Raw genomic sequence first — 26,027 nt, forward strand, 5'->3', positions numbered from 1 at the left:
AAAAAACGAGGGTACGCAGCAACTAGCGTATCCTCGTTTTTTGTTATTCTTCTTTTTTCATTGCGGCGATTCGTTCTTCTTCTGGTGTGACATATACCGTTTTTTGGTTCTCGTAGATAACAAAGCCTGGTTTTGCTCCATTTGGTTTGCGGATATGTCTCACTTGCACGATATCCACGGGGACCTGAGCAGATTGCCGATATTTAGAGAAATAGGCGGCTAATTCTGCGGCTTGCGTAATGGTTTCATCGGAAGGATCATCACTTTTGATGATAACATGCGAGCCTGGGATATTTTTCGCATGCAGCCAATAATCCGATTTTTTCGCAGTCTTCAACGTCAATTGATCATTTTGCAGATTGTTTCTGCCGACTAAGAGGATCGTTCCGTCAGCAGCGATATAACGATCCGGTTGAGATGGTTTTGCTTTTTTCTGTTTTTTGCCTGTTTTTCTTTTCAAATAACCTTCGGAAATCAATTCTTCTTTGATTGTTTCGATGTCCATTGGTCCGGCGATTTCCAATTGCGACAATACAGATTCCAAATAATCGATCTCATCTTTTGCTTCTTTGATTTGCTGATGGATCAGTTTCACTGCATTTTTCAGCTTTTGATATTTGTGGAAGTATTTCTGCGCATTTTGGTTTGGCGTCAAAGCAGGGTCAAGCTTGATGCGGATCGGTTCGTTTTCTTCATAATAGTTCTGAAGTGTAACTTCTTTTGCGCCTTTAGGAACTTGTGCCATGAAAGTAGTCAGTAATTCGCCATCGCGTCGATAATTTTCGGCACTTTCTGAGTCTTTCAATGTTTGTTCTCTTTTTTTCAATTTGGTTTGATTTCGTTTCAGCTCATTTTCGATTTTCCGGATCAATTCGCCGCCTTGCTGTTTGGCACGGTCTTTTTCTGCTTTATCATGATAAAAAGCATCTAAAAGCGCACTTAGATCCGGGAAACTCGTTTGTTCCTCTGCATGGTTCGCTAAATAATGATAGCTGATTGGTGTAAAGAAATCTTTTCCATTTACCTGATAAAAAGAAGGTACAAGTTGGTTTTCCAAAGCTTCAAAAAAATTTTTCCAGATGGTCATTTTTTCATTCGGCTGCTCATTGAATCGGTAAACTAATTCCTGAGCTGTGTCGAAACCAAGCCCTTGAAACTGCTGCTGCAAGTATTTTGCGGTCAGTTCCGGTGTTTGAGAAATCCGATGGAAAACTTTTTCGGTATCTGCTGTAAATGGATTGATCTGATCTTGAGCAGGAGGTGCAATATATTCTGCACCAGGAAGCAGAGAGCGGTAAGTATTTTGCGAACTGCCGATGTGTTTGATCGCATCTAAAATCTTGCCAGTTTCTTGGTTGACAAGGACGATCGTACTATGACGACCCATCAACTCTACGATCAAAATGATGTTTTGAAGATCACCTAATTCATTTCGTTTAATAAATTGAAAATGGATCACTCGATCATTGTCGATTTGTTCGATGGATTCTAAAATCGCACCTTCGAGATATTTTCGCAGCATCATAACGAAATTAGGCGGATTATCAGGATTTTTGTAATCGATTTGTGTAATTTGGACACGCGCATAACTTGGATGTGCAGATAGGAGCAGGCGATGATTTTTTCCGCGGGCACGGATCACCAGGATGATTTCATTTTCATAAGGCTGGTGGATTTTTGAGATACGCCCGGAAGTCAAAGTTTGTTGAAGTTCTTTGACCATAGTATGGGTAAAGACGCCATCAAAGGACATTGAGATCCCTCTTTTCTTTTCATAATATTTCCATTATAGCGAAAAACATCGGAAAGACCAATCGGCCGCTTGGATCATTTCTTCGCGTCTTCGATTTCTTGATGCAGAAAATAAGAAATCACTGTTCGGATAACGACGACTGCGGACAAACGCAAGATATCGACCCAGGTTGGATTGATGATCGATTCGATAATGTCGGCCGCAATCAGTACTTCTAAACTTAGCAGCACATAACTTCCTAGAAAATTTTTAATAAGGTTGTTCTGCGCCGCAAGTTCAATTCTGGAAAGATGAGCACGTTCGGTCGTTAAAAAGTCTTTGACCGCCAAAATAACGCCCCAGATCAAAATGATGATCGACAGTACATTCAAGATAAAAACGATTAAGTCAAAATAAGGAACAAATGATTCCGTAAGATTTTTTGAAAAATCAGCCACTGTTGAAACCTCCTTATCATTGCTTGCAGCTATCTGTATTCTACTAAATAACAACACGTTTGGAAAGAAAGACCTGTTTCTTGCTGAAATCAGAAATTCTTGGCATAAGTATCGTCATAAGCGAAAAGAACAGGTATAATAAAAAAGAAGAGAGTAGGAGGGTGAACGATGGATGGAAAAAAGCTGATGGATCCTATCCAAAAAAACTGGTCGATATTTCTTGATGACTTTTCTGAACGGCCAAAGAAATATTTTGTACGTCTTTTTTTGTTTTTGATCGTTGTACTGCTTTTTACAAGTACAATGTTTATTATCCCAGCGCGAATCAAAAACCAGCAATTGCACAGCTTGGTTTATTCCAGAATCGATTCCGAAAAACTCAATCCTATTGATTACGGAGCAGTGGACCGACAAATCAACGATCGAAAAGCGATTTCTGTGATGTTCAGCGTCCCTCATGGTGAGTTGTATCAAGAAGTCCAGCAGCTGCTGAGTGATCCAGAAAAGTCCAGAGAAATGAACCGTCAAATCTATTTTTATCCACTTGTTTATGATTCGGAAAATTTAGAAAGCAAATACAAGATTGCAAAAAATCAAGTAACCTTTCTCTTTTTTGATGACGGAAAAGAAAAAAATCGCGTAGAGATCTCTAAAGAAGATATCCCGAATCTTGAGAAAGAACTGATTCCTGAACTGAATCGGCTGCCGATGTGGAATTTGAGACAACTTGAGCAAGAATTGAATCAGCAAAACGAAACAGAAGAGAACGCAGCAGCTCAAGCGGAAACAACGCCCCAATAAAATGTTGTTGACGGATAAACGCTTTTCCGTTAAACTCATAAGTAATCACAGAACGAAAGGATGATCCACGATGAACAACTTATCACACTTACTAGCAGAGAAAACACAAGCATGGCGCAGCTGGCACAGATAAGTTGTATTGATGGATGATTTTTTCCATAGATACAGCTTTTTAGAGTATGATCTAAAAAATTGTGTCTATGCTGGCTAAACGAGACGATCGACCGCATAGATTAAGACTATGCGGTTTTTGTGTGAAGACAATTGCCGTTTCCGGCAGTTGTCTTTTTTTTGATGAAAAGGGGAGAAAAGATGAAAAATAAACGATTAATAGCAGTGATAGCAATAATTTTTCTTTACTTAGCAGGTACTTTTGTATTTGAGAAAAACAAAGATATACAAACAAATCCACGTCAAGAAGAAATAAAAACAGTCGGCGTGCTGCAATACGTCAGCCACCCCGCTCTTGATGAAATCTATCGCGGGATCAAAGATGGATTGAAAGAATCTGGCTTGCGCGAAGGAGAAAATTTGAAAATCGAGTTCCAAAATGGCCAAGCAGATCAAAGCAAGCTTTCAACGATGAGCCAGCAGCTCGTTCAAAAAGACCCAGATGTTTTGATCGGGATCGCGACACCGGCAGCTCAATCACTTGTAAATGCAACGACGACAATTCCTGTAGTCTTGGGCGCAGTGACTGATCCAGTGGGCGCTGGACTTGTCCAATCGATGGATAAACCAGGCGGAAATGTGACCGGTGTGTCTGACCAGCCGCCAATCGCCGCACAAATCAGTTTGTTGAAACAGCTGCTTCCAGAAGCAAAAACGGTCGGTATCTTGTATTCTTCCGCAGAAGACAATTCAAAATACCAAGTGGAACAAGCTGAAAAAGCAGCCCAAAAAGAAGGATTGACAGCTTCGAAATATGCAGTCCCTTCAACCAATGAGATTGCACAAACAGTTCAAGTGATGAGCCAAAGCGTAGATGCGATCTATATTCCTTTAGATAACACGATTGCGAATGCGATGCAGACGGTTGTCAAAGAAGCCGATAAAGCAGGTATCCCTGTGATTCCATCGGTTGATACGATGGTTGAACAAGGTGGTTTAGCGACAATCGGGATCAATCAGTATGAATTAGGGAAGCAAAGCGGAAAAATGGCCGCAGACATCGCTTTGAATCATAAAGACCCAGCAAAAACACCAGTCTACACATTTGACAAAGGCGATGTAGTGATCAATGAAAAGCAAGCAGAGAAATTAGGGATCACGATTCCTGAATCACTGAAAGAACAAGCGCAAAACAAGGAGGAAGGAAAATGATCGTATCAGCAATTGCACAAGGAATGTTATGGTCGATACTTGGTTTAGGTATTTTCATGACGTATCGAATCTTGAATTTCCCAGATATGACAGCGGAAGGTTCATTTCCACTAGGAGGAGCCGTCTGTGTTACAGCAATCACGCACGGAGTTTCACCAGTTATTGCTACACTCTTGGGGATTTTAGCTGGAATGGCAGCGGGACTTGTTACTGGTCTGCTTTATACAAAAGGGAAAATCCCAGTGATCTTAGCAGGTATTCTTGTAATGTCTGGGTTAAATTCTGTTATCTTGTTTGTTATGAAAACTCCAAACCTTTCCTTATTGAACCAGCCAGCGCTGCAACAAGTATTCCAGGGGTTAGGACTGCCAAATTACTTTGATATCGTTCTATTAGGGATTCTTACACTGGTATTGTTGATTGCCTTGCTTTTATTTTTCTTCAATACAGATCTTGGTCAAGGCTATATCGCGACAGGTGATAACGAGGTAATGGCTCGTTCGTTGGGTATCAAAACAGATCGAATGAAAATCTTAGGTTTGACATTGTCCAATGGTGTCATCGCATTATCCGGTGCGTTGATTGCACAAAACGATGGGTATGCAGATGTCAATAAAGGAATCGGTGTAATCGTGATTGGATTAGCTTCTATCATTATCGGAGAAGTCGTGTTCCATGAACTGACTTTAGCAGAACGGTTATTAGCTATCGTAGTGGGAAGTATCATCTATCAGCTGCTGATATTAGCCGTAATCAAGTTAGGTTTCGATACAACATACTTGAAATTATTCTCTGCAGTCATCTTAGCTGTTTGTCTAATGATTCCGCAAATCAAACAAGCACTGCGTTTAACGACTGGCTTTGAGAAAGGGGAAGACAAATGAAAGAGATCTTAACTATCAAAAATGGCCGAAAAGTTGTTAACAACGGTATCAATGAGCAAAAAGTCTTATTGGATACGATTGATTTAACAATCAATGAAGGAGACTTCATTACTGTATTAGGCGGAAATGGTGCTGGAAAAAGTACATTGTTCAACACGATTGCTGGTACGCTTCAGCTTACACAAGGAACTGTTTCTTTTAAAAATCAAAACATCACAAAAATGTCGGAAGAAAAACGTGCTTCTTTCCTTTCTCGTGTCTTCCAAGATCCAAAAATGGGAACAGCACCTAGAATGACCGTTGCTGAAAATCTTCTGCTGGCACAAAAAAGAGGTCAAAAACGTCCCTTGAGATTGCGTAACTTGAAAAATCAGCGTGATTTCTTTTACTCACTCTGCCAAGAAGTTGGAAACGGCCTCGAGCAGCATTTAGATACTCCTGCTGGTGAACTTTCTGGCGGGCAGCGGCAAGCATTAAGTCTGCTGATGGCCACGATTCAAGCACCAGAACTACTGCTTTTGGATGAGCATACCGCAGCTCTTGACCCTAAAACGGCAAAAATGCTGATGAAATTGACAAATCAGCGTATCCAAGAACAAAAATTGACTTGCTTGATGATTACCCATCGGATGGAAGATGCACTGACATACGGCAACCGATTGATTGTTTTGCAAAAAGGAAAAATCGTCCAAGACTTGGATCAAGAAGAAAAAGAAAAATTGACAATGGCAGATTTGCTGCTGTTTTTTGAAGAAGTGATTTAAAGGACATCTGATAAAACAAATCGTTTTGATTTGTTCTCTTTTTCTTATACTATCCATTTATCCGAGTGATGGATGACCAGTATTTGCGAGAAGAAGTAGAGGCAGAGGAACAAGAAGAAGAGGAAATCGATTTTGATACTTTCGATTTTGATAACTTATAATCAATTTTACGTTTACTGGAAAGAGACAATATTACAGTGTAAGATTAGTTATGCAAGTCTATAATACATTTGGTGTAGGAACAGTTTCTTGTAGTGCGGGAGGATTGACGATAGGAAGATGATAATTTCTTACTATGTTTTAAATAGAAATAATGATGAAAATCTTTTCGTTTTTCAATCATTACACGAGGATACGATGTTAAAGGAATTTTATAATCGAACAAAAAATAAACAGATAGAAACGAATTTATATTTTTTAAATGACTCTATCTTGCCTTTTATTAATAATCCTAAAATTCTTTATTTGTTGGAAACGAAAGATCTGGAAAGTTTACCGATTGTTGTCGTTGATGGTGAAATTGTAAAAACTGGTGCTTATTTGACCGTAGAAGAATTAGAAAAATTAACGGATATTGGAATGAGTGTTCAGAAGGATAATGGACAGGTAAATTAACCTTAAAATATTAGCAGCAATTGATATAACTCCCTCGATTCTGCATAAGAATGTAAGCAAAGATAAGCATTTAAGTTGGAGCGTTTATGCAGTTTCCTGATTTTTACTAACATATGAACCAGTCTAAATCCTTGATACTAAGGCATTTGGGCTGGTCTTCTGATTTCACTATTTTTTCTGAGAAATAGACATTGATCATTCACAGGAATAGTAATGTCTCTAAACCTCAAGTTTACGAACCCCCTAGAGCATATTCCTTCTCTAGGGGGGCGCGTAAATAAGTTGTTTTAAATGATTTTTTACGTTGAATAAATTTACATTTCATAAATCGGACAAATTTTGTCTATGCTGCAAGGAAAGCAACGGTGAAAACAATAAAATCATAAAGATAATGAGCAAAATAACTGACCCAAATATTTTTTGTTTTGACAAAAGTTAGTGTCAAAATGATACGACCAACAAAAGTAGCCTCAATGCCTGCTAGAACCCCTCCATAAGCCCAAGTATGAGCCATTCCAAAAAGAATCGAAGACAAGATAATAGCTAAGACAGTTACAAGTGTCTGATTCCATTTTAGGTATTTTCCTAAACTAATTAAGGCTAAAAAAGGAACGATTGCCAAAATCTCCTCACCCATGAGTTGGAAAATGCTTTCAAACTGATTTGTTACATATTCTAGAAGGGTGTGTGTATTTGTAGCGATAGGGTTGGCATGGCCTGAAGTACCAAAGATTTTTACTAAAATTTCTGCGAAAATAATCGAAAGAACTACGGCTGCAATTGAATAACCAATCGCCATCCAGACATTTTTCCAAGTCACTTTTCTAAATAAAAGTTTCCAATTATCTTTTGATGCCCATTCAAGACCCGCAATATTCAGCAATAAATAAATGATCCCAAAGAAAACAGTGAATTCTATCAGATATTTGTTGTATAAGTGAGGAAAAACACTATCCATAAAGTCCTTAGAAAACACAGTTAGGAAAAATAAAGCAAAAGTAGTAATAGAGAGTACCTTAAACCAAGCAAATATATCAAGAGAAGAGGTCTCGCCATACGTATATGGATAATGCAAATCATATTTTTTCTTAAACATGTGAATCACTCCAATTCGTTTTGTGAACGCTGCTAGCAAAACGTTAGATGAATCTTATATTGAATCCAAAATACTGTCAAGACATTACAACTTTTGTTTTTTTATAGACTATTTCAGATGGGAAATATTTTTTTGTACCTTGATGTCTAACTGTTTATTCGTGCAAAAAAACCTAGAGAGGACTAATTCTCTAGGTTTTTTCCTTAAATGTATGAGCTCTTCTTTTTTGCTGACCAATACTATTAGTTCATAAGAGGTGTTTTAACTTGAGTAGTCAGTTATGTTATCGTACTATTGTTTCTTGTTAAAAATAATGGAGAATAACAATAATTAGTAGATTCGTTTTCATTCGACAGATTGCGGTAGATAGTTTGCTTATATTCCAAACACCTAAATACTCACACTCAGCGTACAACGCCCGACAGCGATTTTTGTTTCGTCATTTAAATAAATCGACGCTTGCCATACTTGGATTCGTTTGCCGATACGGTCTGGTACAGCAATCACTTTTAAGAGACCGCTTTTCGCTGGGGCTAAATGGTTGACTTGCATATCGACACCGACAGCAAAATGAGGCGGTTCCAGCTGCATATTTGCGCCGATGCTGCAGGCTGTTTCAATCAGGACGCCATTCATTCCACCGTGAAGATAGCCATAGGGTTGTTTGTGTTCATCCTTGATCGTTAATTCTAGAATGACTTCATTTTTATCAGCGCGAGTTGTCTTGATATTGAGATATTTTAAAAGATCCATGTTATTTTCCTCCGATTTTTCTCTTTTTTAGTATAACAAAGCAAATTATTTTGGCAAATCGTCTAACCGCTTCTTTTGTTCTTGTGTATAATAAGGGAGTGTTAAAGTTAAAGGGGGAACTATCTATGAGAGAATGGCAAACGTTAAAAGAATATGACGAGATTTTATTTGAGCAAAACGGAAAGGTAGCAAAGATCACGATCAACCGTCCAGAAGTACATAACGCGTTCACACCTAAAACAGTGTTCGAAATGATGGATGCGTTTACGATTAGCCGAGAACGTCAAGATATAGGTGTTATTATATTAACAGGCGCTGGCGATAACGCATTCTGTTCCGGTGGTGACCAAAAAGTCCGCGGAAACGGCGGATATATCGGTGAAGATCAAGTGCCTCGTTTGAATGTCCTTGATTTGCAGCGATTAATTCGTGTGATTCCTAAACCAGTTATTGCGATGGTCAAAGGATGGTCGATCGGCGGGGGAAATGTCTTGCAGCTCGTTTGTGATATCACGATTGCCGCAGATAATGCAAAATTTGGACAAACAGGACCTAATGTGGGCAGTTTTGACGGCGGATATGGCGCTGGCTATTTAGCAAGAGTTGTCGGTCACAAGAAAGCAAAAGAAGTTTGGTTTATGACGAAACAATACACCGCAGAAGAAGCCTTAGCAATGAATTGGATCAATACCGTCGTTCCATTGGCAGAAGTAGAAGACGTGACGATGGAATGGGCAGAGGAAATGCTGAAAAAAAGTCCGCTTGCATTACGTATGATTAAAGCAGCACTCAATGCAGACACAGATGGTTTAGCAGGAATCCAGCAGCTGGCAGGAGATTCTACCTTACTTTATTATACGATGGATGAAGCAAAAGAAGGCCGTGATGCCTTTAAAGAAAAACGAGAACCAGACTTTGATCAATTCCCTAAATTCCCATAAAAAAGAAAAAAACAGTTGGCTTCAGCAGCAAGCAGCGCTTCATCCAGAACGTCCCGCTTTTTATTGGCAAAACCAATGCTGGACTTTCGCTGAACTGAACCAAACTGTTCAAAATTACGCCGTATATTACCAAAGAAGACTACCAGAAACCAAAAGAATCGCTATTTACAGTGGAAACAATGAACGGTTTTACTTTACGATTTTGGCGCTTTGGGAGTTAGGGATCGAGATCCAATTCTTGAATCGGCGTCTGAAAGAAAAGGAGATTCTCTTTCAATTATCTGATGCTGGAACTATGTGTTTAATCAAAGAAGAACCGGGAAAGTTAGCCGATCAAATTCAAACGCTTGTTTTTCCAAAGCTGCAAGAACTTGTACAAGTAAAAGAAGCTGATTTTTTTGATAAAGGATACAATGAAGAAAGTATTGCTTCAATCATGTATACTTCTGGAACGACTGGTGCGCCAAAGGGAGTGCCGCAATCGTTTGTTCATCATCGAGCAAGCAGTTTGGCGACCCAAAAAAATATGTCGATCTGTGTTAATGAAACTGTTGAGGAGACATGGCTTTGTTGTGTGCCGCTTTATCATATCAGCGGGTTATCGATTTTATTCCGTTCGTTGGTATTAGGAATCAGTGTTCGGCTTTATCCCTCATTTTTACCTGCTGTGATTCATCAAGATTTAATCGAAGGAAAAGGGACCTATCTTTCCGTTGTAACAAAAATGTTGAAAGATTTACTGCCTTTGCTTTCTGAGAAAGGCTATCCGGATAACTTCCGCTATGTATTATTAGGCGGCGGACCAATCGATAAAGAGACGCTGTATCTGTGCCAGCAAAAAAATCTAGCCGTGATCCAATCTTATGGTATGACGGAGACTTGTTCGCAAATCGTAGCACTTCCGCCAAGAAAAGCTGCACAAAAAGTCGGCTCATCTGGTCGTCCCTTATCTGGTATCCAGTTAAAGATCGAAACCGAAAACAAGAAGGTGATTGGCGAGATTTTGGTAAAGGGTCCTTCAATTATTTCTAATTACCTCAATGATCGAGGCAAGGATTCGTTTACCGCAGACGGCTGGTTTCGCACAGGAGATTTAGGTTATCTAGATACAGAGGGCTATTTATATGTCGTCAGCAGGTTAAGTGAACTGATTATTTCAGGCGGGGAGAATATCTACCCTGCAGAAGTTGAATCGGCTTTATTAAAATATGATGCTGTCGCTGAAGCAGCAGTCGTAGGAGAAAGAGATCAAAAATGGGGCGCCCGTCCTGTTGCTTATTTGAAATTAATAGAACCAATCAACGAAGAAAATCTGGAAAAAAGCTTGTCTGGTTTAGCGGATTATAAACGGCCAACAAAGTTATTTGCGGTAAAAGAAATCCCTAAGATTGCAAGCGGAAAACCGTTAAAAAGAGTATTTCTCACTGAAGAAAGAGGGAAGTATATTGATTATCGAATTAAATGAGTATGTAAGTAAAAATTGGACAGAAGAAACCAATTATTTATCTTTCAGCTATTCTGTCCCATCAAAAAAACTAATAACTATTTTTCAACAAAGCCAAAATTACAAAGGCACACGCTTTTTTTGGGAAATCCCTGACAGAAATCATGGATTTGTTGGTATCGGTCATGTCGAAAAATATAGAGCAAAAACAGCAGAAGAATTATCTAAAGTGAAGGAAAAGTTTTTTAAAAAACTTTTGGTTTGTCCCTCAGAAAAAAGCAATCCAATCCTTTTTGGTGGTCTTCCTTTCGATTTTTCAGGACCGAAAGAACCATTTTGGGGCGAAATGGAAGCTGGATTCTTTGTGCTGCCAGAGATTTTATTTACTATGGATGCCTCAAAATTACATGTAACACTTACTGTCAAAGCTTCAAAGAGAGAAGAAGCCATCCAAAAAATGATGAAACTGAAAGAAAAAGTGTCCATGATTCTTGAAGAAGAAATTCCACCTGTAAAAACTGCTGAAATTCGCATGGAAGAGCAAGACCTAGAGCATTTTCTGTCTTTAGTCGCAGAAACCACAGCCAAAATAAAAGCGGAGAAAGACTTAAAAAAAGTCGTATTAGCACGTCAAATGATGTTGGAAGCTTCATCTTTTGATCCAGCATCTATTCTTAGTCATTTGCTGAAGCAACAGCCAAATACGTATATTTTTGCTTTAGAATCAGAAAAACGAACCTTCATTGGAGCAACACCTGAAAGACTGCTGAAGGCATCAAGAGACGACTTTGAAACAGCAAGTATTGCCGGTTCAGCACCCCGGGGAAAAGACGAAGGAGAAGATAGAGAAATCGGTGAAAGTCTTTTAAAAGATTCTAAAAACAGCTATGAACACCAAGTGGTTGTAGAAAGAATCCAAAAACAACTTGCACCTTTTACGGAAGAAGTGCGTACAGATAGAAAAAGACTTTTAAAAAACCGAGATATTCAACATCTGTTTGTTCCTTTTAAAGGACAGCGCAAGACAGATACTTCTTTTCTGGAAGTAATCAATGCTTTGCATCCTACCCCAGCGTTAGGAGGCGAACCAAAAAAAGAAGCTTTAGCGTGGATTTCCCAAAAAGAAAAAAAGGGTCGTGGTCTTTATGGTGCGCCAATTGGCTGGGTCAGTTTGACAGAAGATATTGGCGAACTTGCTGTTGGGATTCGTTCGGGTATTTTTGGTAAAGAGAAAGCACTTCTTTACGCCGGTTGCGGAATCGTTGAAGAATCTACCCCAGAAGAAGAACGAAACGAAACACAATTGAAGTTTCAACCGATGATTAGAGGAGTGAGAGGAAAGTGACGTATCAAAAAGGAATGACGCATTATCTAGCTGCGTTTATCCATGGATTGAAAATGAGCGGAATCAAAAAAGTTGTGATCAGTCCAGGTTCAAGATCAACGCCACTTGCTTTATTGCTGCATCGAGAAAAGAACATTGATTGTTATATTGATGTGGATGAGCGCTCAGCAGGATTCTTTGCTTTAGGGCTGGCAAAAGAAACAAAACAACCAGTCGGATTACTGTGTACATCAGGTACTGCGGCGGCAAATTATTATCCTGCGGTCGCGGAGGCTAAAGCTTCAGAAGTTCCGTTAGTTGTTTTAACGGCAGATCGACCACCAGAACTGCAGGACGTAGGTGCACCTCAAACCATGGATCAGCACCAGATGTACCATACACAAGTAAAAAAATTCGTTGAACTAGCCGTACCTGAAGGAACAGAGCAAATGCTTCGCTATAGTTACTGGCAAGGGATGCGCATGACACTTGAAGCGCAAAAAGCACCTAAAGGACCTGTCCATATCAATATTCCATTGCGTGAACCTTTACTGCCAGACTTAGAAACATCCTTTGATTTTGCGTACTATACGCATCAAGGAACGAAACCATCTTTACCAGATATGACACCAGAATTGCACTTATTATTAAAGAAACACGGACTGTTGATCATTGGCGGTGAATGTACGATTGAAGAAGCCCAAATGCTCCTTCAACTTGCCGAAAAGCTGAATTGGCCGATTCTTGGTGATCCGTTGACGAATCTAGGGAGTTGCGGAAAAGAAAGCAAAAACCATCTAAAACAAGCAGATCTTATTTTCAGTAAACAATTACCAGAACAACCAGAAGTTATTATACGTTTCGGCAAACTTCCAGTCACGAAAACGATACTGTTATATCTCCAATACCTTCCCTTAACAGAAACAACAATAGTTTTAGTGGATAAAGGAGAGCAGTGGCAGGATCAGCTCTATTCGGCTAACCTTCTGCTTCCATGGTCGATCTGTTCTTTTTGCGAAGCTGTTCGAGGTATTGACTTTCAGCCTGTATCCGCTGACTGGCTAAATAAATGGCAGAAAAAGCAGCGTACTGCACAAAAAACGATCCAAAAATGCCTTGATTCAGAGCCGCTGAGCGAAAGCAAGGCAAGTGTTCTTTTAACACAAGAAATTAGAGAAAATGAAGTGTTATTTCTATCCAACAGCAATGCGATTCGTTTCATTGATCGTTTATCCTTGCCCGTGAAAACAACCTATGAAATTTATGGGAACAGGGGTGTCAACGGTATTGATGGGATTTTATCAACAGCAGCAGGGATTGCGGCAGCTTCTGAAAAACGTGTATATGTATTAATCGGAGATCTGGCATTTTTCCATGATATGAATGGACTGCAAATGATCCGGCAGTTGAACTTGCCTGTAACAATCATTTTATTGAATAACAACGGCGGCGGTATTTTTTCTTTCTTGTCTCAGCGACAGCTAGACGAAACTGACTTTGAGCCCTTATTTTCTACACCTTTAAATTTAGAAATGAAAAAAGCCGCAGCGCTGTATGATGGACAATATGCAAATCCAAAAACAGCAGCAGAATTCAAAAAATCGATTCAAGAAAGCCGGAAAACCCGCTCATGGACATTGATCGAAGTCAATGGTAAACAGGAAGAACCTGTCCGTTTGTGGCAAGAAATCTTAACAACCTATCATCAAAAACAAGGAGAAGGCAATGTTTAACACAATCAATGGGACAGTTTATTATTCAAAATGGCTCAATGGTTATGATAAAGAAAAAGAAACAGTTATCTGTTTACATGGTTTTACAGGAACTACTGGAAGTTTCGATTTTTTGGCTAATGCAAGAGCTTATAATTACTTAGCTGTCGATTTGATTGGACACGGAAAAACAGTCTGCTTTGTTCCCCCTTCTCGCTACCAGATGTCTTCTGTGGTGCAGGATTTGCGCCAGTTAGTCAAACAACTGGGGCTGTCAAACTTTTATATATTCGGCTACTCAATGGGCGCGAGGACCGCTTTGAGTCTTGCTTTACAGGAACCCGCAGGACTCAAAGGGCTGATACTGGAAAGTGGCACGCCAGGGATTGAGAACAAAAAAGCGCGGAGGGAAAGAGAGAAGGCAGATCAGCTTCTCGCTGGAAAAATCCTTAAAAATCCTTTGAAAGATTTTGTCGATTATTGGGAAAACTTGCCGTTATTTGCGACTCAAAAGAAGCTATCTACAGAAGTGAGAGAAAAAATCAGAAATGAACGTTTGAGTCAAAATAGCTTTGGCTTAGCGATGAGTCTTGCTTATATGGGGACCGGTGCGCAAAAAAATTACTGGCCGTATTTATCCAAATTGCCGCCCACATTGTATATAGCAGGAGAGTTGGATGGAAAATTTGCACAAATCGGTCAAAAAATGCAGACAGAAATGCCGCAGCTGGATTTGCAGATCGTCAAAGATGCTGGACACTGTGTCCATGCAGAAAAACCAGAAATAGTGGCAGCAATCATAGAAACCTGGCTGAAAGGAAGAAATACATGAAAATATCTGCCATTGACCATTATCAGATGAAACTTCCGCTAAAAACTCCTTTTAAGACAAGCTATGGCGAATTAACGGAAAAAGCATTCGATCTGCTCGTTTTGTATGACGAAAAAGGCAATTACGGCATTGGCGAGCTTGTATCCTTTGAAGCACCGGAATATATCGAAGAAACGCTTCAGAATTCCCGTGAAATCATCAATACGCATCTTTTGCCGCTTCTATTTGGAACAGAAATTGCGCACCCAAAGGAAATCAGAGAAATATTTCAAACAATCCAAGGCAATTTTATGGCAAAATCCGCTTTGGAAACAGCTGTCTGGGATCTTTTTGCCCGTCGTAATGGAAAAAGTCTAAGAGAGTATTTTTATCCTTCTGCTGAAGAGATAGCAGTAGGCGTCAGTGTAGGAATCCAGCCTTCGCATGAAAAACTGCTTTCTTTGGTTGCGGATTATCAAAGCCAAGGGTACCGCAGAATCAAACTAAAAATAAAACCAGGATATGATATCCAGCCGCTGCATTTGATTCGCAAAAAATTTCCAGAATTATTAGTGATGGCTGACGCGAACTCTGCTTATTCTGCAGCTGATATTCCTTTGTTCAAAAAAATCGATCAATTAGGGCTTGCAATGATCGAACAGCCTTTTAGCCAGAGAGACTTTGTTGAACATGCCAGACTGCAGGCACAGATAAAAACACCGATTTGTTTAGATGAAAATATCCGAACCTTGGATGATGTCAAAACGGCCTATGCATTAAAGAGCTGCTGTGCCGTCAATTTAAAGATCCCTCGTGTCGGGGGGATTTCAGAAGCGATGGACATTGCTTCATTTTGCCAAAAAAATGACTTGATTGTTTGGTTAGGGGGGATGTTTGAATCGGGTGTCGGGCGTGCATTGAATTTGCAGTTCGCAAGCCAGCCGATGTTTCATTTTCCGGGAGATATTTCTGGGGCAGATCGCTATTATCCAGAAGATATCGTCCAGCAGCCTGCTTTGATCCAGCAAGGAAAGATCAAGGTACCAACAGGAAAAGGGATCGGAGCAGAACTAGCAATGGATAAAATCGAGAAATACACCTATAAAAAAAGCAGAAGCAGTGCGAATGACTTTTTCGAAAAGCAAGGAAATACGTAATCACGTATTTCCTTTTTTGTTATTTTAATAAAAACAACTTTTTTATAAAGTTAAAAATTTATTTGTTTTACTAAATAAATGCAAGAAACCATCTTTTATTAAATAGCGTTTTCAACTTGCCTTTTTCTTATTACAGAACTATGCACATGATTTGCAAGAATCGAAAAATAGGTATAAGGTAAATGTGAATGTTATTTAAGGAGGCACATCATGTTAGAAAAAACGTTGTACAATCAATTATTCTCTCATTCTTTTTCACTTCCTGTCGAAGTCGAATATTGGGATGGCACGATTAAACAATACGGGGATACAAATAACCCTCCGCAAATAAAAATAACCATGCACGAAGAGATACCAATGAAAGATATCACGAACAATGCATCACTTGCTTTAGGCGAAGCCTATATGTCTAAAAAAATCGAGATCGACGGCAGCATCCAAGCATTGATCAATGATGCGTATCGTCAAACTGACAGTTTTTTACGAGGCAAAAACTATTTAAAATGGCTGCCAAAAAAAGAAAAGCATACGAAAAAAAGAAATAAAGAAGATATCCATTCCCATTACGATTTAGGAAATGACTTTTATGAAATGTGGCTGGATCCAACATTGACTTATTCTTGTGCTTATTTCAAAACACCAGAAGACACACTGGAACAAGCACAAATCAATAAAGTCCACCATATCTTGGATAAATTGTTTATCAAAGAAGGCGACAGCTTGCTTGATATAGGTTGCGGCTGGGGGACATTGATGTTTACAGCTATCAAAGAATATGGCGCAAAAGCAACAGGCATCACACTTAGTCAAGAACAGTTTGACTATATCAATCAAAAAATCAAAGAAGAACATTTGGAAGACCGCTGCAATGTACTTTTGATGGATTATCGTGAACTAAAAGGAGAAACCTTCGATCACATCACAAGTGTTGGGATGTTTGAACATGTAGGTTCCGAAAATCTGGAAGAATATTTTGGCGTTGTCCAAAAAGCACTGAAACCAAAAGGAACGGCTTTGATCCATGGTATCAGCCGTCAACAAGGGGGCGCGTCAAACGCTTGGATCGATAAATATATTTTTCCAGGCGGCTATATCCCTGGTGTGACAGAATTAGTCGGACATATCACAGAAAATCAGTTACAGCTGATCGATATGGAAAGTTTAAGAAGAGACTATCAAATGACATTAGAAAAATGGACAGAAAACTTTCACAAGGTAAAAGAGCAAGTCATCGACAGCAAAGGCGAAGAATTCTATCGGATGTGGGATCTTTACTTGCAAGCATGTGCTGCTTCTTTTGAATCAAGCAATATCGACGTTGTACAATATTTATTGGTCCAACCAGCAAATAACGATATTCCTATGCATCGCCCAGCTTTATAAAAAAAGAGGAAACCGTAGAATTAAGCAGATTCTGCGGTTTTTTGCTTTGTAGAATTCTTCGTCTCTTTAAATAACAATGTTTCAATACAAGTAAAGCGCTAGCAATGCGTTCTGTTGTTCGGTATACTTTTTATGAGAGGAGGAATAGAAATGAAAAAAATTATTTTTTATTCAAGTATGCTTGTCATGTTAGGGGTTGTTGCTGGCTGTCAAAACAATCAGCAAAATGAAGGCAGCGGAAACAACTCTGGTTCCGCGTCCAGCCAGACATCAGAAAAGCAAACAAGCGCTCAATCAAGCAGCCAGAGCGAAACACAAAATCAGAACAGTACATCAGAAACAACATCGTCTAATGCATCAAATGCGTTGCCAGATGGTATTTCTGTTTCTGCGGGTGAAGCAATCGATACGTTCAAACAAGCCCATCCAGACACAGAGATAACAAAATTAGAATTGGACAAAAAACTGAACGGCTACTTCTACCAAATCGAAGGTGTTGATGATCAGAAAGAGTATGAAGCAACCATCAATGCAAAAACAGGTGAGATGCAGAAAACAGGGTCAGAAACGTTGGATAATGATGAACAAAATGGTGTGAAAAAGAATGAAGACGGCATTGATACATCTGGTTTGATCTCAATTGAACGAGCGGGCGAAATCGCCGTTGAAGAAGCTGGATTCGGCAATGCAGAAGAGTGGGATTTGGACAGAGATCTTGGCATTACTTACTGGGAAGTAAAAGTAAGAGAAGGACAGCGGGAATTTCAGGTGAAAATCAATGCTGAGACAGGTAAAGTCCTCTCTTCAGAACAGGATGATTAAAAGACAAAAAAGGTTTTGCTTTTTATTGGCGGCATGATATACTAGTAAAAATACCTTTGCAAGGAGAGATAGTATTGAGTTTAGAAACTGTATTTTCAAATCACGTATTCCAAAATCCATTGATGAATGCTTCCGGCGTCCATTGTATGACCACAACAGAGCTGGATGAACTTGCGGCATCTGATGCTGGGACATTTATTACAAAAAGTGCTACACAAGCCGAAAGAGCAGGGAATCCAGAGCCAAGATATCAAGATGTTCCTCTTGGCAGTATCAATTCGATGGGACTGCCTAACCTAGGTATCCAATATTATCTGGATTATGCGATCCAATACGAAAAGAAAGATGCAGAGCGACCTCCTTTATTCTTCTCCATTGCAGGAATGAGCAGCGACGAAAATGTCAACATGCTGAAACAAATCCAAGAAAGCGAATTTCAAGGAATCACAGAATTGAACTTATCTTGCCCAAATGTTCCAGGAAAACCACAGATGGCTTATGATTTCGAAGCAACAGAAGCTATTTTGGAACGCGCCTTTGAGGTTTTCCAAAAACCGCTTGGGGTCAAGCTTCCGCCATATTTTGATTTGGCGCACTTTGACCAAATGGCAGAAATCTTGAACAAATTCCCATTGACATATGTCAACTCGATCAATAGTATCGGCAACGGTCTTTATATCGATGTGGAAAAAGAAGCGGTAGTCATCAAACCGAAAGAAGGATTTGGCGGAATCGGCGGCGAATATGTGAAACCGACAGCGTTAGCGAATGTTCGCGCATTCTATACACGATTGAATCCAGAAATCCAAATCATCGGAACAGGCGGAATCCGTAATGGTCAAGATGCTTTTGAACATCTGCTTTGCGGTGCTTCACTTTTACAGATCGGAACTGAATTGCACAAAGAAGGTCCAAGTATCTTTACGAGAGTGGCCAAAGAATTATCAGAGATCATGGAACAAAAAGGATACACATCCATTGACCAATTCAAAGGGAAATTGCATACGATGTGATTTTTAAAATAAATACTGTTTTAACGGCTGGTCATTCAACGACCAGCCGTTTTTTGTGTATCTGGAACTCAAGCTCCGTCGTCTTCCAGATACACCTCTTTTTTTCTGAACAGAAATATGATAAAGTAATATCGAAAATATGTTCGCATGTGAGGGAATAAAATTGAAAACACAATTAACGATTGAGATAGAAAACTCGTTATATCAGTACTGCATTGAACAAGGAGCTGTAGTAGTGGAAGAGGTGACGATGCCCGAAGAACAAGGAATCGTCGATACTTTAAGCTGTACAATGAAGCCAGATGGAACCCGTGAGTGGCGCTGCTATGAATTGAAAGTCACCAAAGCAGATTTTCGTTCGACAGCGAAACTCTCTTTTATCGGCCATTATAATTATTTTGTCCTGCCCCAAGATCTTTATGAAAATGTAAAGGATGAAATACTGCCAGAAATTGGTGTACTGGTTTACCGTCCCTATGCGGTAGAAGAGGAGGCACCGGTTTCTGGTACATTCACGATCATTAAAAAAGCAGCTAAAAAAGAATTAGCCGTGCCAGAAGAAGCATTGACGAATCGTTTTATGGCCTCTTTGTTCCGGGAAGTGCGGAAAGCAAAACGGATGGAACATGGGGTAAAATACTTTCCTACAGAACAACTGTACAAAGAATTGAAGCGCCGTTCAGAAGAGCAGCAGCCATTTTCTTCCGAACGCTTTTATGATCGATTTATGGAAGAAGCGGCGGATGAAACAATCACTGAACTACGCGAATCTCTAGAGATCTTGCAAAAAGAATATGATTATCTCAAAAAACAGCGGATTTATCGTCTGCCGACTGAGCCTTTGGAGTGAGTGCTATGTATTATCCTTATCTAAGAGGAAAACAATTTGATCTGCTTGCATTAAAAGAATCATTGAACCGAGGTCTGTTATCATCTTCGGTACATCCAGTGATCGAACCAGTACGGGATTCTGCAACTTTAAAAAACGTAGTAGAACTTTTTCAAAAAAAAGAACATTCTTTGTACATGATCGAGAATCCGCAAGTCGGTCAGTTCAAGCAATTCGAAGAACGTCTCCATCAGTGGGAAGTCCACGCAAACACCACATTATTAAATGCTTGGATCATCAAAGAAGAGAATTTGCCGCAGCTTTTCAGCGCTCCGCCTGCATTAGCAGTATTTGATGGTCAGTTTGTTCCGCGAGAAGCGATTTGGAAAGAATTGACGCAGAAGAAAATCAAGTTTTTAGTGCCTGACAGTTCCCGTTTTCGTCTCGCGTTCCCTCAAAATAAAATTATTTTGGACGAAGCGTTTGAAGCGCGGCGGCACGTGGAAGATTATGAAGAAAAAAACGATGATTTTTTTAGTGATGCGTATCTTTTCTATCAAAAAGAAGGCTATATCGGTTTTTCTGATTTTACGATCGAAAGCAGCCGTTATTTCGACAAAGGATTTCCTAGCCGTGCATTAGCGCTCCATATCACCTATATTGATGCGTATGGCAATTTGAGAGTGAAGCATTTTGTCTCAGATAATAACGAATCTGCCAAAGATCAAGCCGGGAAATTTTTTGAAGCGGCAGAAAAGCTGAAGCGTTGGGTCTTTCGAAACAAGGATCAGTTGATGATCACAGAAGGGTTGTTGGAACTATTGATGCTTTACGAAAATAAAAAGTTCCCAGGACTTGGTGTATTGAAGAAATGGACACTGATGCATCATCTTGAATTAGTTAGTATCTTATTGGATCATCCAACTGATTGGTTGAGAAATCATTCGAGAATTGACGCCCTTGAAACAATTTGTTATAGTTAAAATATAAAGTAACCAAAAACGACTAAAGCGAGGTATTTTTGTGAGTGTAGTGAGCAACTAATCCGTTAGTTGAATAGACCAGTAAATCTTAGGGTTTATTTGGTGTACACTCAGTGATACCTGTTGAACAGATAAATTTATTCCTTCGTAAACGGTGGGAAGGATCGCTCCAGCGCTTATTTTGTGCTGAAGATCCTTGTATTTATCAGACGTCAAAAGAAGGAAACAGGACTGAGACATGGAAGAATGTCGCAGTCCTTATTTTTTTGGTTGCTTTATTTTTGTGAACAGGTGTCCTATATAATTTAGGAGGAACCAATGAATACACAAACTTTTAAACAATTACAATTTGATGAAATCAGAGAACAAACAGCACGTTATGCTCGCAGCGATTATGCAAAACAAACATTACAAACGATTCAGCCCGCGACAGGTTTGGAAACAGTAAAAACTTGGCAGCAGGAAACAGCAGAAGCACGAGTGATTTTAGAAAGCCAGCAGCATGTACCTTTTATGGGGTTAGACCGTATCGAACGTTTGACGAGCCAAATCAGCAAAGGACAGATTCTCATGCCGAGCGAATTGATCGATTATGCTGATTTTTTACGAAGCAGCCGGCTGATCCGCCGCTTTTTTGAGAAAAATCAGTTTCAAACACCTTTGTTATACAAATATACACAAATCTTGCCATCACTTGATTCGATCGAAGACGCGATCTATGAAACGATCCAGCATCAAAAAGTAGCCGATACAGCTTCTCGTACGCTGAAAAAAGCACGCCGCAGCATTGCAGAAAAAGAAAAAGAGATCCAAGAAAAACTGCGGAAGTTCTTAAGACATCCGGAAAACAAAACAAAGATCCAAGAAAATATGGTCGTGAAAAAAGGCGAACATTACACCGTTCCTATTAAAGCTGCCTACAAAAACCAGATCAAAGGCACGATCATTGAACAATCTAGTCGAGGAACGACAGTGTTTGTCGAACCTGCTTCGGCGGCAAAATTAAATGAAGAAATCCTGTATTTACATCAGGAAGAGCTGGCAGAAGAATATCAGATCTTAGCCGAATTAACGGGAAGAATCGCTGAACAAGACACAGCAGTGAAACAAATGATCGATACGATCACTGCATTGGATTTGATTTTCGCAAGAGGAAAATACAGCCGCGAAATCGGCGGACATTCGCCAAACGTAAATAAAGAAGAGCGATTAGTGATTCGAAACGGCAAGCATCCTTTACTTGGTTCTGACGCTAAGCCGCTGAATTTAAGTATGGGCAGCACGTACCGAGGAATCATCATTACTGGAGCAAATGCTGGTGGGAAAACAGTTGTTTTGAAAACAGCTGGATTGTTTTGTTTGATGGTCATGTTCGGTCTTCAGATCCCAGCTGAACCGGACTCCGATATCCCGGTATTTGAACAGATTTTTGCAGACATCGGCGATCAGCAAAGTATGGCAAACTCGTTAAGTACATTTTCAGGACACGTCCACAACCTAGCAGGTATCTTGAATAAAACAAAACGGCACACGCTTGTTTTGTTAGATGAAATCGGCAGCGGGACGGAACCAAATGAAGGAGCAGCCTTGGCTATTGCAGTGATGGAAGAGCTCTATCAAAAAGGCGCGTTGATCATTGCTACAACCCACTATGGGGAAATCAAGCGCTTTGCCAAAGAGCATGAGGACTTTTCTCCTGCAGCGATGCGTTTCGACAAAGAAAAATTGCAGCCTTTATATCAGCTTTTGATTGGTGAAACTGGGGAAAGTCAAGCACTTTGGATTGCTCAAAAAATGAATATCGACAATCGAATCATCAAGAAAAGTCAAGAGTACTTGCAGCACAAGACCTTTTCAACCAAACGGAAAGAATTTGCCCAACAAGCAGCTGTTCAGGAGAAGGAAGCAGTCAAATTGCTGCATACAGGAGATCGTGTCTTATTGACGGATGACCAAAGTTACGGGATTCTTTACAGAGATGAGGGCAAAGATCAGGTCCTTGTATATCAAAATAACGAGATGAAAGAAGTCTTCAGAAAAAGAGTCCAATTAAGTGTGCCTTGGGAAGAGTTGTATCCGGCAGATTACGATTTAGAAAGCTTATTCGTCTCATTCGAGGAAAGAAAAAAAGCGCGCGATTTAAAACGTGGATCAAAAAAAGCACGTAAAATGCTTGATAAAGAAGCCAAAAAACGGCAAAATTGATTCATCGAAAAAAATGAGGTGAGCAAGTGGGAATCTATCTTCGCAGAACAAAAACAGAAGAACTAGACAAAGTTATGGCAATCATTGAAGATGCTAAAAAATATTTGGCACAGCAGCAGTCGCCCCAGTGGCAGAACGGCTATGGACCAACCAAAGAAATGATCATGGCTGATATTGAACGCAAAGAAAGCTACGTCTTGATACTTGATGATAGGATTGTTGGTACAGCAGCGCTAGTCAGCGGCACAGATCCTGTCTATGAAAATATCGATGGAGCATGGAAAGAATGTGAGACCAGATATCTTTCCATTCATCGTGTAGCATTGGATCAAACGATTCGAGGAAAAAAACTAGCCAAGCAATTACTTGAACATTTGCAAACAATTACCGCTTATCAAGGGATAAAAGATCTTCGAATCGATACCTTTCCAGAAAATAAACCGATGGAAGGGGCCATATTTACTGCGGGATTTGCTTATCAAGGAATGGTTCATTTTCCCATTCCTCACGGAGAAAGAAAAGCTTATCAAAAAATAGTGTGAGAACAAACAAAAAAGCCAGCACCGAGAAAATTCTCGGTGCTGGCTTTTTTCTTTTCACTTTTTCTTTTGCAGCGCTGCTTTAAATGCAGCGACGCTTTCTTCAAATTCTCCATTATTATCTAATAGGATAAGTTCGGGGATTTTCCGCAATTTTTCCAGCTGTTTTTGATCATTTTGAAAAAGTGCGACACGTTTGGTGATTGTCGCTGCCGTTTCACCGCGGGCTTCCAGGCGTTTTTCCAATGTTTCTTCTGAGATTTGGATGAATACTGGAACAATGGCTGCGCCGTATTGTTTACGGAAATGCCAAAAACCAGAAGCGGTCAAAGCAGCGTAGCAGTCATTTTCTGCTAGTTTTTCTGTCAATTCTGCCTTACTTGTACCGTAATAATTATCTGCATAACAATCCCACTCAACCAGTTGATCTTTCTGGATCATTTCTTGGAATGTTTCTTTCGAAACGAAAAAATAATCAATGCCTTCCTGCTCATTTTTTCGAGGAGAACGGCTAGTATGTGTGATGATTTTTTGTTCAGGCAGAAATGCTTTGGCAGCAATCGTCGTTTTTCCTGAACCAGATGGACCTATAAATACATAACAATTGTGCATAGGGCAGTCCTCCTTGATAAGTAGTGGTGAAGGTGAAGCAAGTCATGTTGTATTAACTCAAAATCCGCTAAAACATGAAAAGGTGTTTTAGCGGATTTTTTTATGGTTGAGGCTGATCAACTTTTCGCAAAAGTCTGAGAGCGACTTTCGAAAAATCTTCCTTACTGCTCAAAGCAGAGCGCTGAGTTCACAACCTCTTTTTTATTATACTAACAATCCGGTGATGATTGCACTTAAAAAACTTACCAGAGTAGCAGAAAGCAGGATTTTCAACCCATGTTTTGCCACTAAGTTTCCTTTTTCTTCATTCAATCCTTTCATTGCACCAGAAATGATCCCGATTGATGAGAAATTGGCAAAAGAAACAAGGAATACAGAGATGATTGCTGTTGTTCTTTCAGTGAAATGATAGCTTCCTTTAGCTAATTCTGTCATTGCAACGAATTCGTTGGTTACTAATTTGGTTGCCATCAAGCTGCCGGCATCAACTGCTTCTTTCCAAGGAATTCCTGTAATGAACGCAAACGGTGCAAAGATATAGCCTAAAATCTCTTGGAATGTCACACCGAAAATACCGTCAAAGATCGCATTGATCATGGCAATCAGCGCCACAAACCCGATCAGCATAGCGGCAACAGTAATTGCTACATGGAAACCGTCTAAGATATATTCACCCAGCATTTGGAAGAAAGTCTGTTCTTTTGCATCTTCAATAACTAATTCATCTTCTGTTTCTTCCAAAACATAAGGATTAATGATCGAAGCAATGATAAAGCCGCCGAAAAGATTCAAAACAAGCGCTGTAATAACATACGTTGAATTGATCAAAGCCATATAAGATCCGACGATGGACATTGAAACAGTCGACATCGCAGAAACGCTCATCGTAAACAGGCGTTTTTCTGATAAAAGCGGCAGTTCTTTTTTCACAGAGATAAATACTTCCGATTGTCCCAAGATAGCAGAAGCAATCCCATTATAAGATTCCAGTTTTCCCATGCCGTTGATTTTGCTCAAACCTAAACCAACCAGTTTCATGAATAATGGCAAGATTTTGATATAACGCAAGATTCCGATGATTGCAGAAATGAACACGATCGGCATTAAAACTGTTAAGAAAAATGGGGCAGTTCCTTCGTTTGCCACGCCGGAAAAGACAAAATCAACACCAGCGCCAGCAAAAGATAAAAGATGTTCAAACACTTTAGCCAGCATTTTGACAAGTGACGTTCCAAATGTCGTACGAAGCAAAATAAAACCAAGTACTAGCTGAAGTAAAAACATAATTATCAGCGGCTTCAACCGAACAGCTTTCCGATTGCTGCTCAATAAAAATGAGAGACCTAAAACAACAAATAAACCAATGATTCCTAAAATATAATTCAAATTATCACTCCTTACAAAATTCCGTTTTATTTTACATGTATTAGAAGAGAAATACAAAGGGAACAAACGAATTTTCATTGGTTTTTAAGAGTAAAACGCTATCAAATAAAAGAAGGCGTTTTCTATTATTTTCGGAAAAACTTCACAGAATTCACCTTGTGTCATCAGGGATTCATTGGTATCATAGTCTTGATAAGGAAGGTGTCCCATGAACAAAAGACAAAAAAAGAAAAATGCATATAAACAATATATCAAGGATATCTTTTCAGGATATGAAAAAATGTTAGAAGATCCTGAAGTAGGAGAATTGAGATTTTCTTATTTGCAAGAGGAAACAGTGTTGAATCGCGATGATCAGCAGCGTATCCATTTCACATCACGAGATTTGCCAAAAAAATAATTCGTCTGTACATGACGATCGACAGGGGTGAAGCTTTTAA

Annotated in this window: 25 protein-coding genes; 19 read left to right on the forward strand and 6 right to left on the reverse strand. The window is 39.6% G+C overall.

What is annotated here, in order from left to right; translation table 11 throughout:
* Positions 1-43: 43 nt before the first annotated feature.
* Positions 44-1,753 (reverse strand): fibronectin-binding protein EfbA, encoded by a 1,710-nt coding sequence (gene efbA, locus IGI64_RS06115; protein WP_429939870.1) that lies wholly within the window; start codon positions 1,751-1,753, stop codon positions 44-46.
* Positions 1,754-1,827: 74 nt separating this feature from the next.
* Positions 1,828-2,190 (reverse strand): DUF1622 domain-containing protein, encoded by a 363-nt coding sequence (locus IGI64_RS06120; protein ID WP_052526660.1) that lies wholly within the window; start codon positions 2,188-2,190, stop codon positions 1,828-1,830.
* A 168-nt stretch (positions 2,191-2,358) separates the two neighbouring features.
* On the opposite strand from IGI64_RS06120, the gene IGI64_RS06125 reads away from it, so the two are divergent.
* The 5 genes from IGI64_RS06125 (at position 2,359) to IGI64_RS06145 (ending at position 6,577) form a co-directional block, all read left to right on the forward strand.
* A complete protein-coding gene (locus tag IGI64_RS06125; protein WP_429939871.1) occupies positions 2,359-2,991 on the forward strand; it encodes a hypothetical protein in 633 nt (210 codons plus the stop codon).
* A gap of 312 nt (positions 2,992-3,303) precedes the next feature.
* On the forward strand, positions 3,304-4,314 hold the full coding sequence (trpX, locus tag IGI64_RS06130; protein ID WP_034862906.1) for a tryptophan ABC transporter substrate-binding protein: 1,011 nt from the start codon (positions 3,304-3,306) through the stop codon (positions 4,312-4,314).
* Positions 4,311-5,198, forward strand: coding sequence for an ABC transporter permease (locus IGI64_RS06135; protein WP_016625157.1), 888 nt, complete (start codon positions 4,311-4,313; stop codon positions 5,196-5,198). Before trpX ends, IGI64_RS06135 begins: the two co-directional genes overlap by 4 nt.
* The gene (locus IGI64_RS06140) at positions 5,195-5,962 is read left to right on the forward strand and encodes an ABC transporter ATP-binding protein (RefSeq protein ID WP_429939872.1); all 768 of its coding nucleotides are present in this window, start codon (positions 5,195-5,197) and stop codon (positions 5,960-5,962) included. Before IGI64_RS06135 ends, IGI64_RS06140 begins: the two co-directional genes overlap by 4 nt.
* 279 nt (positions 5,963-6,241) lie before the next feature.
* Complete coding sequence (locus IGI64_RS06145; protein WP_429939873.1) at positions 6,242-6,577, forward strand: arsenic metallochaperone ArsD family protein; 336 nt, start codon at positions 6,242-6,244, stop codon at positions 6,575-6,577.
* 343 nt (positions 6,578-6,920) lie between these two features.
* Here IGI64_RS06145 and IGI64_RS06150 read toward each other — a convergent pair whose 3' ends face one another.
* Both IGI64_RS06150 and IGI64_RS06155 read right to left on the reverse strand, forming a co-directional pair.
* Complete coding sequence (locus IGI64_RS06150) at positions 6,921-7,673, reverse strand: CPBP family intramembrane glutamic endopeptidase (RefSeq protein ID WP_429939874.1); 753 nt, start codon at positions 7,671-7,673, stop codon at positions 6,921-6,923.
* 390 nt (positions 7,674-8,063) lie between these two features.
* A complete protein-coding gene (locus IGI64_RS06155; protein ID WP_429939875.1) occupies positions 8,064-8,426 on the reverse strand; it encodes a PaaI family thioesterase in 363 nt (120 codons plus the stop codon).
* 125 nt (positions 8,427-8,551) lie between these two features.
* Between IGI64_RS06155 and menB the strand changes: the two genes are divergently transcribed.
* The 13 genes from menB (at position 8,552) to IGI64_RS06220 (ending at position 23,592) form a co-directional block, all read left to right on the forward strand.
* Complete coding sequence (gene menB, locus IGI64_RS06160) at positions 8,552-9,367, forward strand: 1,4-dihydroxy-2-naphthoyl-CoA synthase (RefSeq protein ID WP_034862901.1); 816 nt, start codon at positions 8,552-8,554, stop codon at positions 9,365-9,367.
* Entirely contained in the window at positions 9,312-10,832 is a 1,521-nt protein-coding gene (gene menE, locus IGI64_RS06165) for an o-succinylbenzoate--CoA ligase (RefSeq protein WP_429939876.1), read from the forward strand. The genes menB and menE overlap by 56 nt, the downstream gene beginning before the upstream one ends.
* A complete protein-coding gene (locus IGI64_RS06170) occupies positions 10,813-12,156 on the forward strand; it encodes an isochorismate synthase (RefSeq protein ID WP_429939877.1) in 1,344 nt (447 codons plus the stop codon). Before menE ends, IGI64_RS06170 begins: the two co-directional genes overlap by 20 nt.
* A 14-nt stretch (positions 12,157-12,170) precedes the next feature.
* Entirely contained in the window at positions 12,171-13,868 is a 1,698-nt protein-coding gene (gene menD / locus IGI64_RS06175; RefSeq protein WP_430596486.1) for a 2-succinyl-5-enolpyruvyl-6-hydroxy-3-cyclohexene-1-carboxylic-acid synthase, read from the forward strand.
* Positions 13,861-14,679 carry a 2-succinyl-6-hydroxy-2,4-cyclohexadiene-1-carboxylate synthase gene (gene menH / locus IGI64_RS06180; protein WP_429939879.1) on the forward strand — a complete coding sequence of 273 codons (819 nt, stop codon included), beginning with the start codon at positions 13,861-13,863 and terminating at the stop codon, positions 14,677-14,679. The genes menD and menH overlap by 8 nt, the downstream gene beginning before the upstream one ends.
* Positions 14,676-15,815: an o-succinylbenzoate synthase gene (menC, locus tag IGI64_RS06185; RefSeq protein WP_429939880.1), complete on the forward strand. Its 1,140-nt coding sequence runs from the start codon at positions 14,676-14,678 to the stop codon at positions 15,813-15,815. The genes menH and menC overlap by 4 nt, the downstream gene beginning before the upstream one ends.
* 210 nt (positions 15,816-16,025) lie before the next feature.
* Positions 16,026-17,198 (forward strand): class I SAM-dependent methyltransferase, encoded by a 1,173-nt coding sequence (locus IGI64_RS06190; RefSeq protein ID WP_429939881.1) that lies wholly within the window; start codon positions 16,026-16,028, stop codon positions 17,196-17,198.
* A gap of 150 nt (positions 17,199-17,348) precedes the next feature.
* Entirely contained in the window at positions 17,349-18,020 is a 672-nt protein-coding gene (locus tag IGI64_RS06195) for a PepSY domain-containing protein (protein WP_429939882.1), read from the forward strand.
* 74 nt (positions 18,021-18,094) lie between these two features.
* The gene (locus tag IGI64_RS06200) at positions 18,095-19,033 is read left to right on the forward strand and encodes a dihydroorotate oxidase (protein ID WP_429939883.1); all 939 of its coding nucleotides are present in this window, start codon (positions 18,095-18,097) and stop codon (positions 19,031-19,033) included.
* 163 nt (positions 19,034-19,196) lie between these two features.
* A complete protein-coding gene (locus tag IGI64_RS06205; protein WP_429939884.1) occupies positions 19,197-19,883 on the forward strand; it encodes a hypothetical protein in 687 nt (228 codons plus the stop codon).
* Between the two features lie 5 nt (positions 19,884-19,888).
* The gene (locus IGI64_RS06210; protein WP_429939885.1) at positions 19,889-20,845 is read left to right on the forward strand and encodes a sce7725 family protein; all 957 of its coding nucleotides are present in this window, start codon (positions 19,889-19,891) and stop codon (positions 20,843-20,845) included.
* A gap of 318 nt (positions 20,846-21,163) precedes the next feature.
* The gene (locus tag IGI64_RS06215) at positions 21,164-23,050 is read left to right on the forward strand and encodes an endonuclease MutS2 (RefSeq protein ID WP_429939886.1); all 1,887 of its coding nucleotides are present in this window, start codon (positions 21,164-21,166) and stop codon (positions 23,048-23,050) included.
* 32 nt (positions 23,051-23,082) lie between these two features.
* A complete protein-coding gene (locus IGI64_RS06220) occupies positions 23,083-23,592 on the forward strand; it encodes a GNAT family N-acetyltransferase (protein WP_429940758.1) in 510 nt (169 codons plus the stop codon).
* A 54-nt stretch (positions 23,593-23,646) separates the two neighbouring features.
* Here the strand turns inward: IGI64_RS06220 and IGI64_RS06225 are convergent, their stop codons facing one another.
* Positions 23,647-24,201 carry a guanylate kinase gene (locus IGI64_RS06225; protein WP_429939887.1) on the reverse strand — a complete coding sequence of 185 codons (555 nt, stop codon included), beginning with the start codon at positions 24,199-24,201 and terminating at the stop codon, positions 23,647-23,649.
* A 204-nt stretch (positions 24,202-24,405) separates the two neighbouring features.
* Complete coding sequence (locus IGI64_RS06230; protein ID WP_429939888.1) at positions 24,406-25,587, reverse strand: NupC/NupG family nucleoside CNT transporter; 1,182 nt, start codon at positions 25,585-25,587, stop codon at positions 24,406-24,408.
* A 208-nt stretch (positions 25,588-25,795) separates the two neighbouring features.
* On the opposite strand from IGI64_RS06230, the gene IGI64_RS06235 reads away from it, so the two are divergent.
* On the forward strand, positions 25,796-25,987 hold the full coding sequence (locus IGI64_RS06235) for a hypothetical protein (protein ID WP_016624895.1): 192 nt from the start codon (positions 25,796-25,798) through the stop codon (positions 25,985-25,987).
* Positions 25,988-26,027: the final 40 nt, after the last annotated feature.

This window comes from Enterococcus sp. DIV0210g (assembly GCF_050559705.1).
Classification (GTDB): domain Bacteria; phylum Bacillota; class Bacilli; order Lactobacillales; family Enterococcaceae; genus Enterococcus_B; species Enterococcus_B faecalis_A.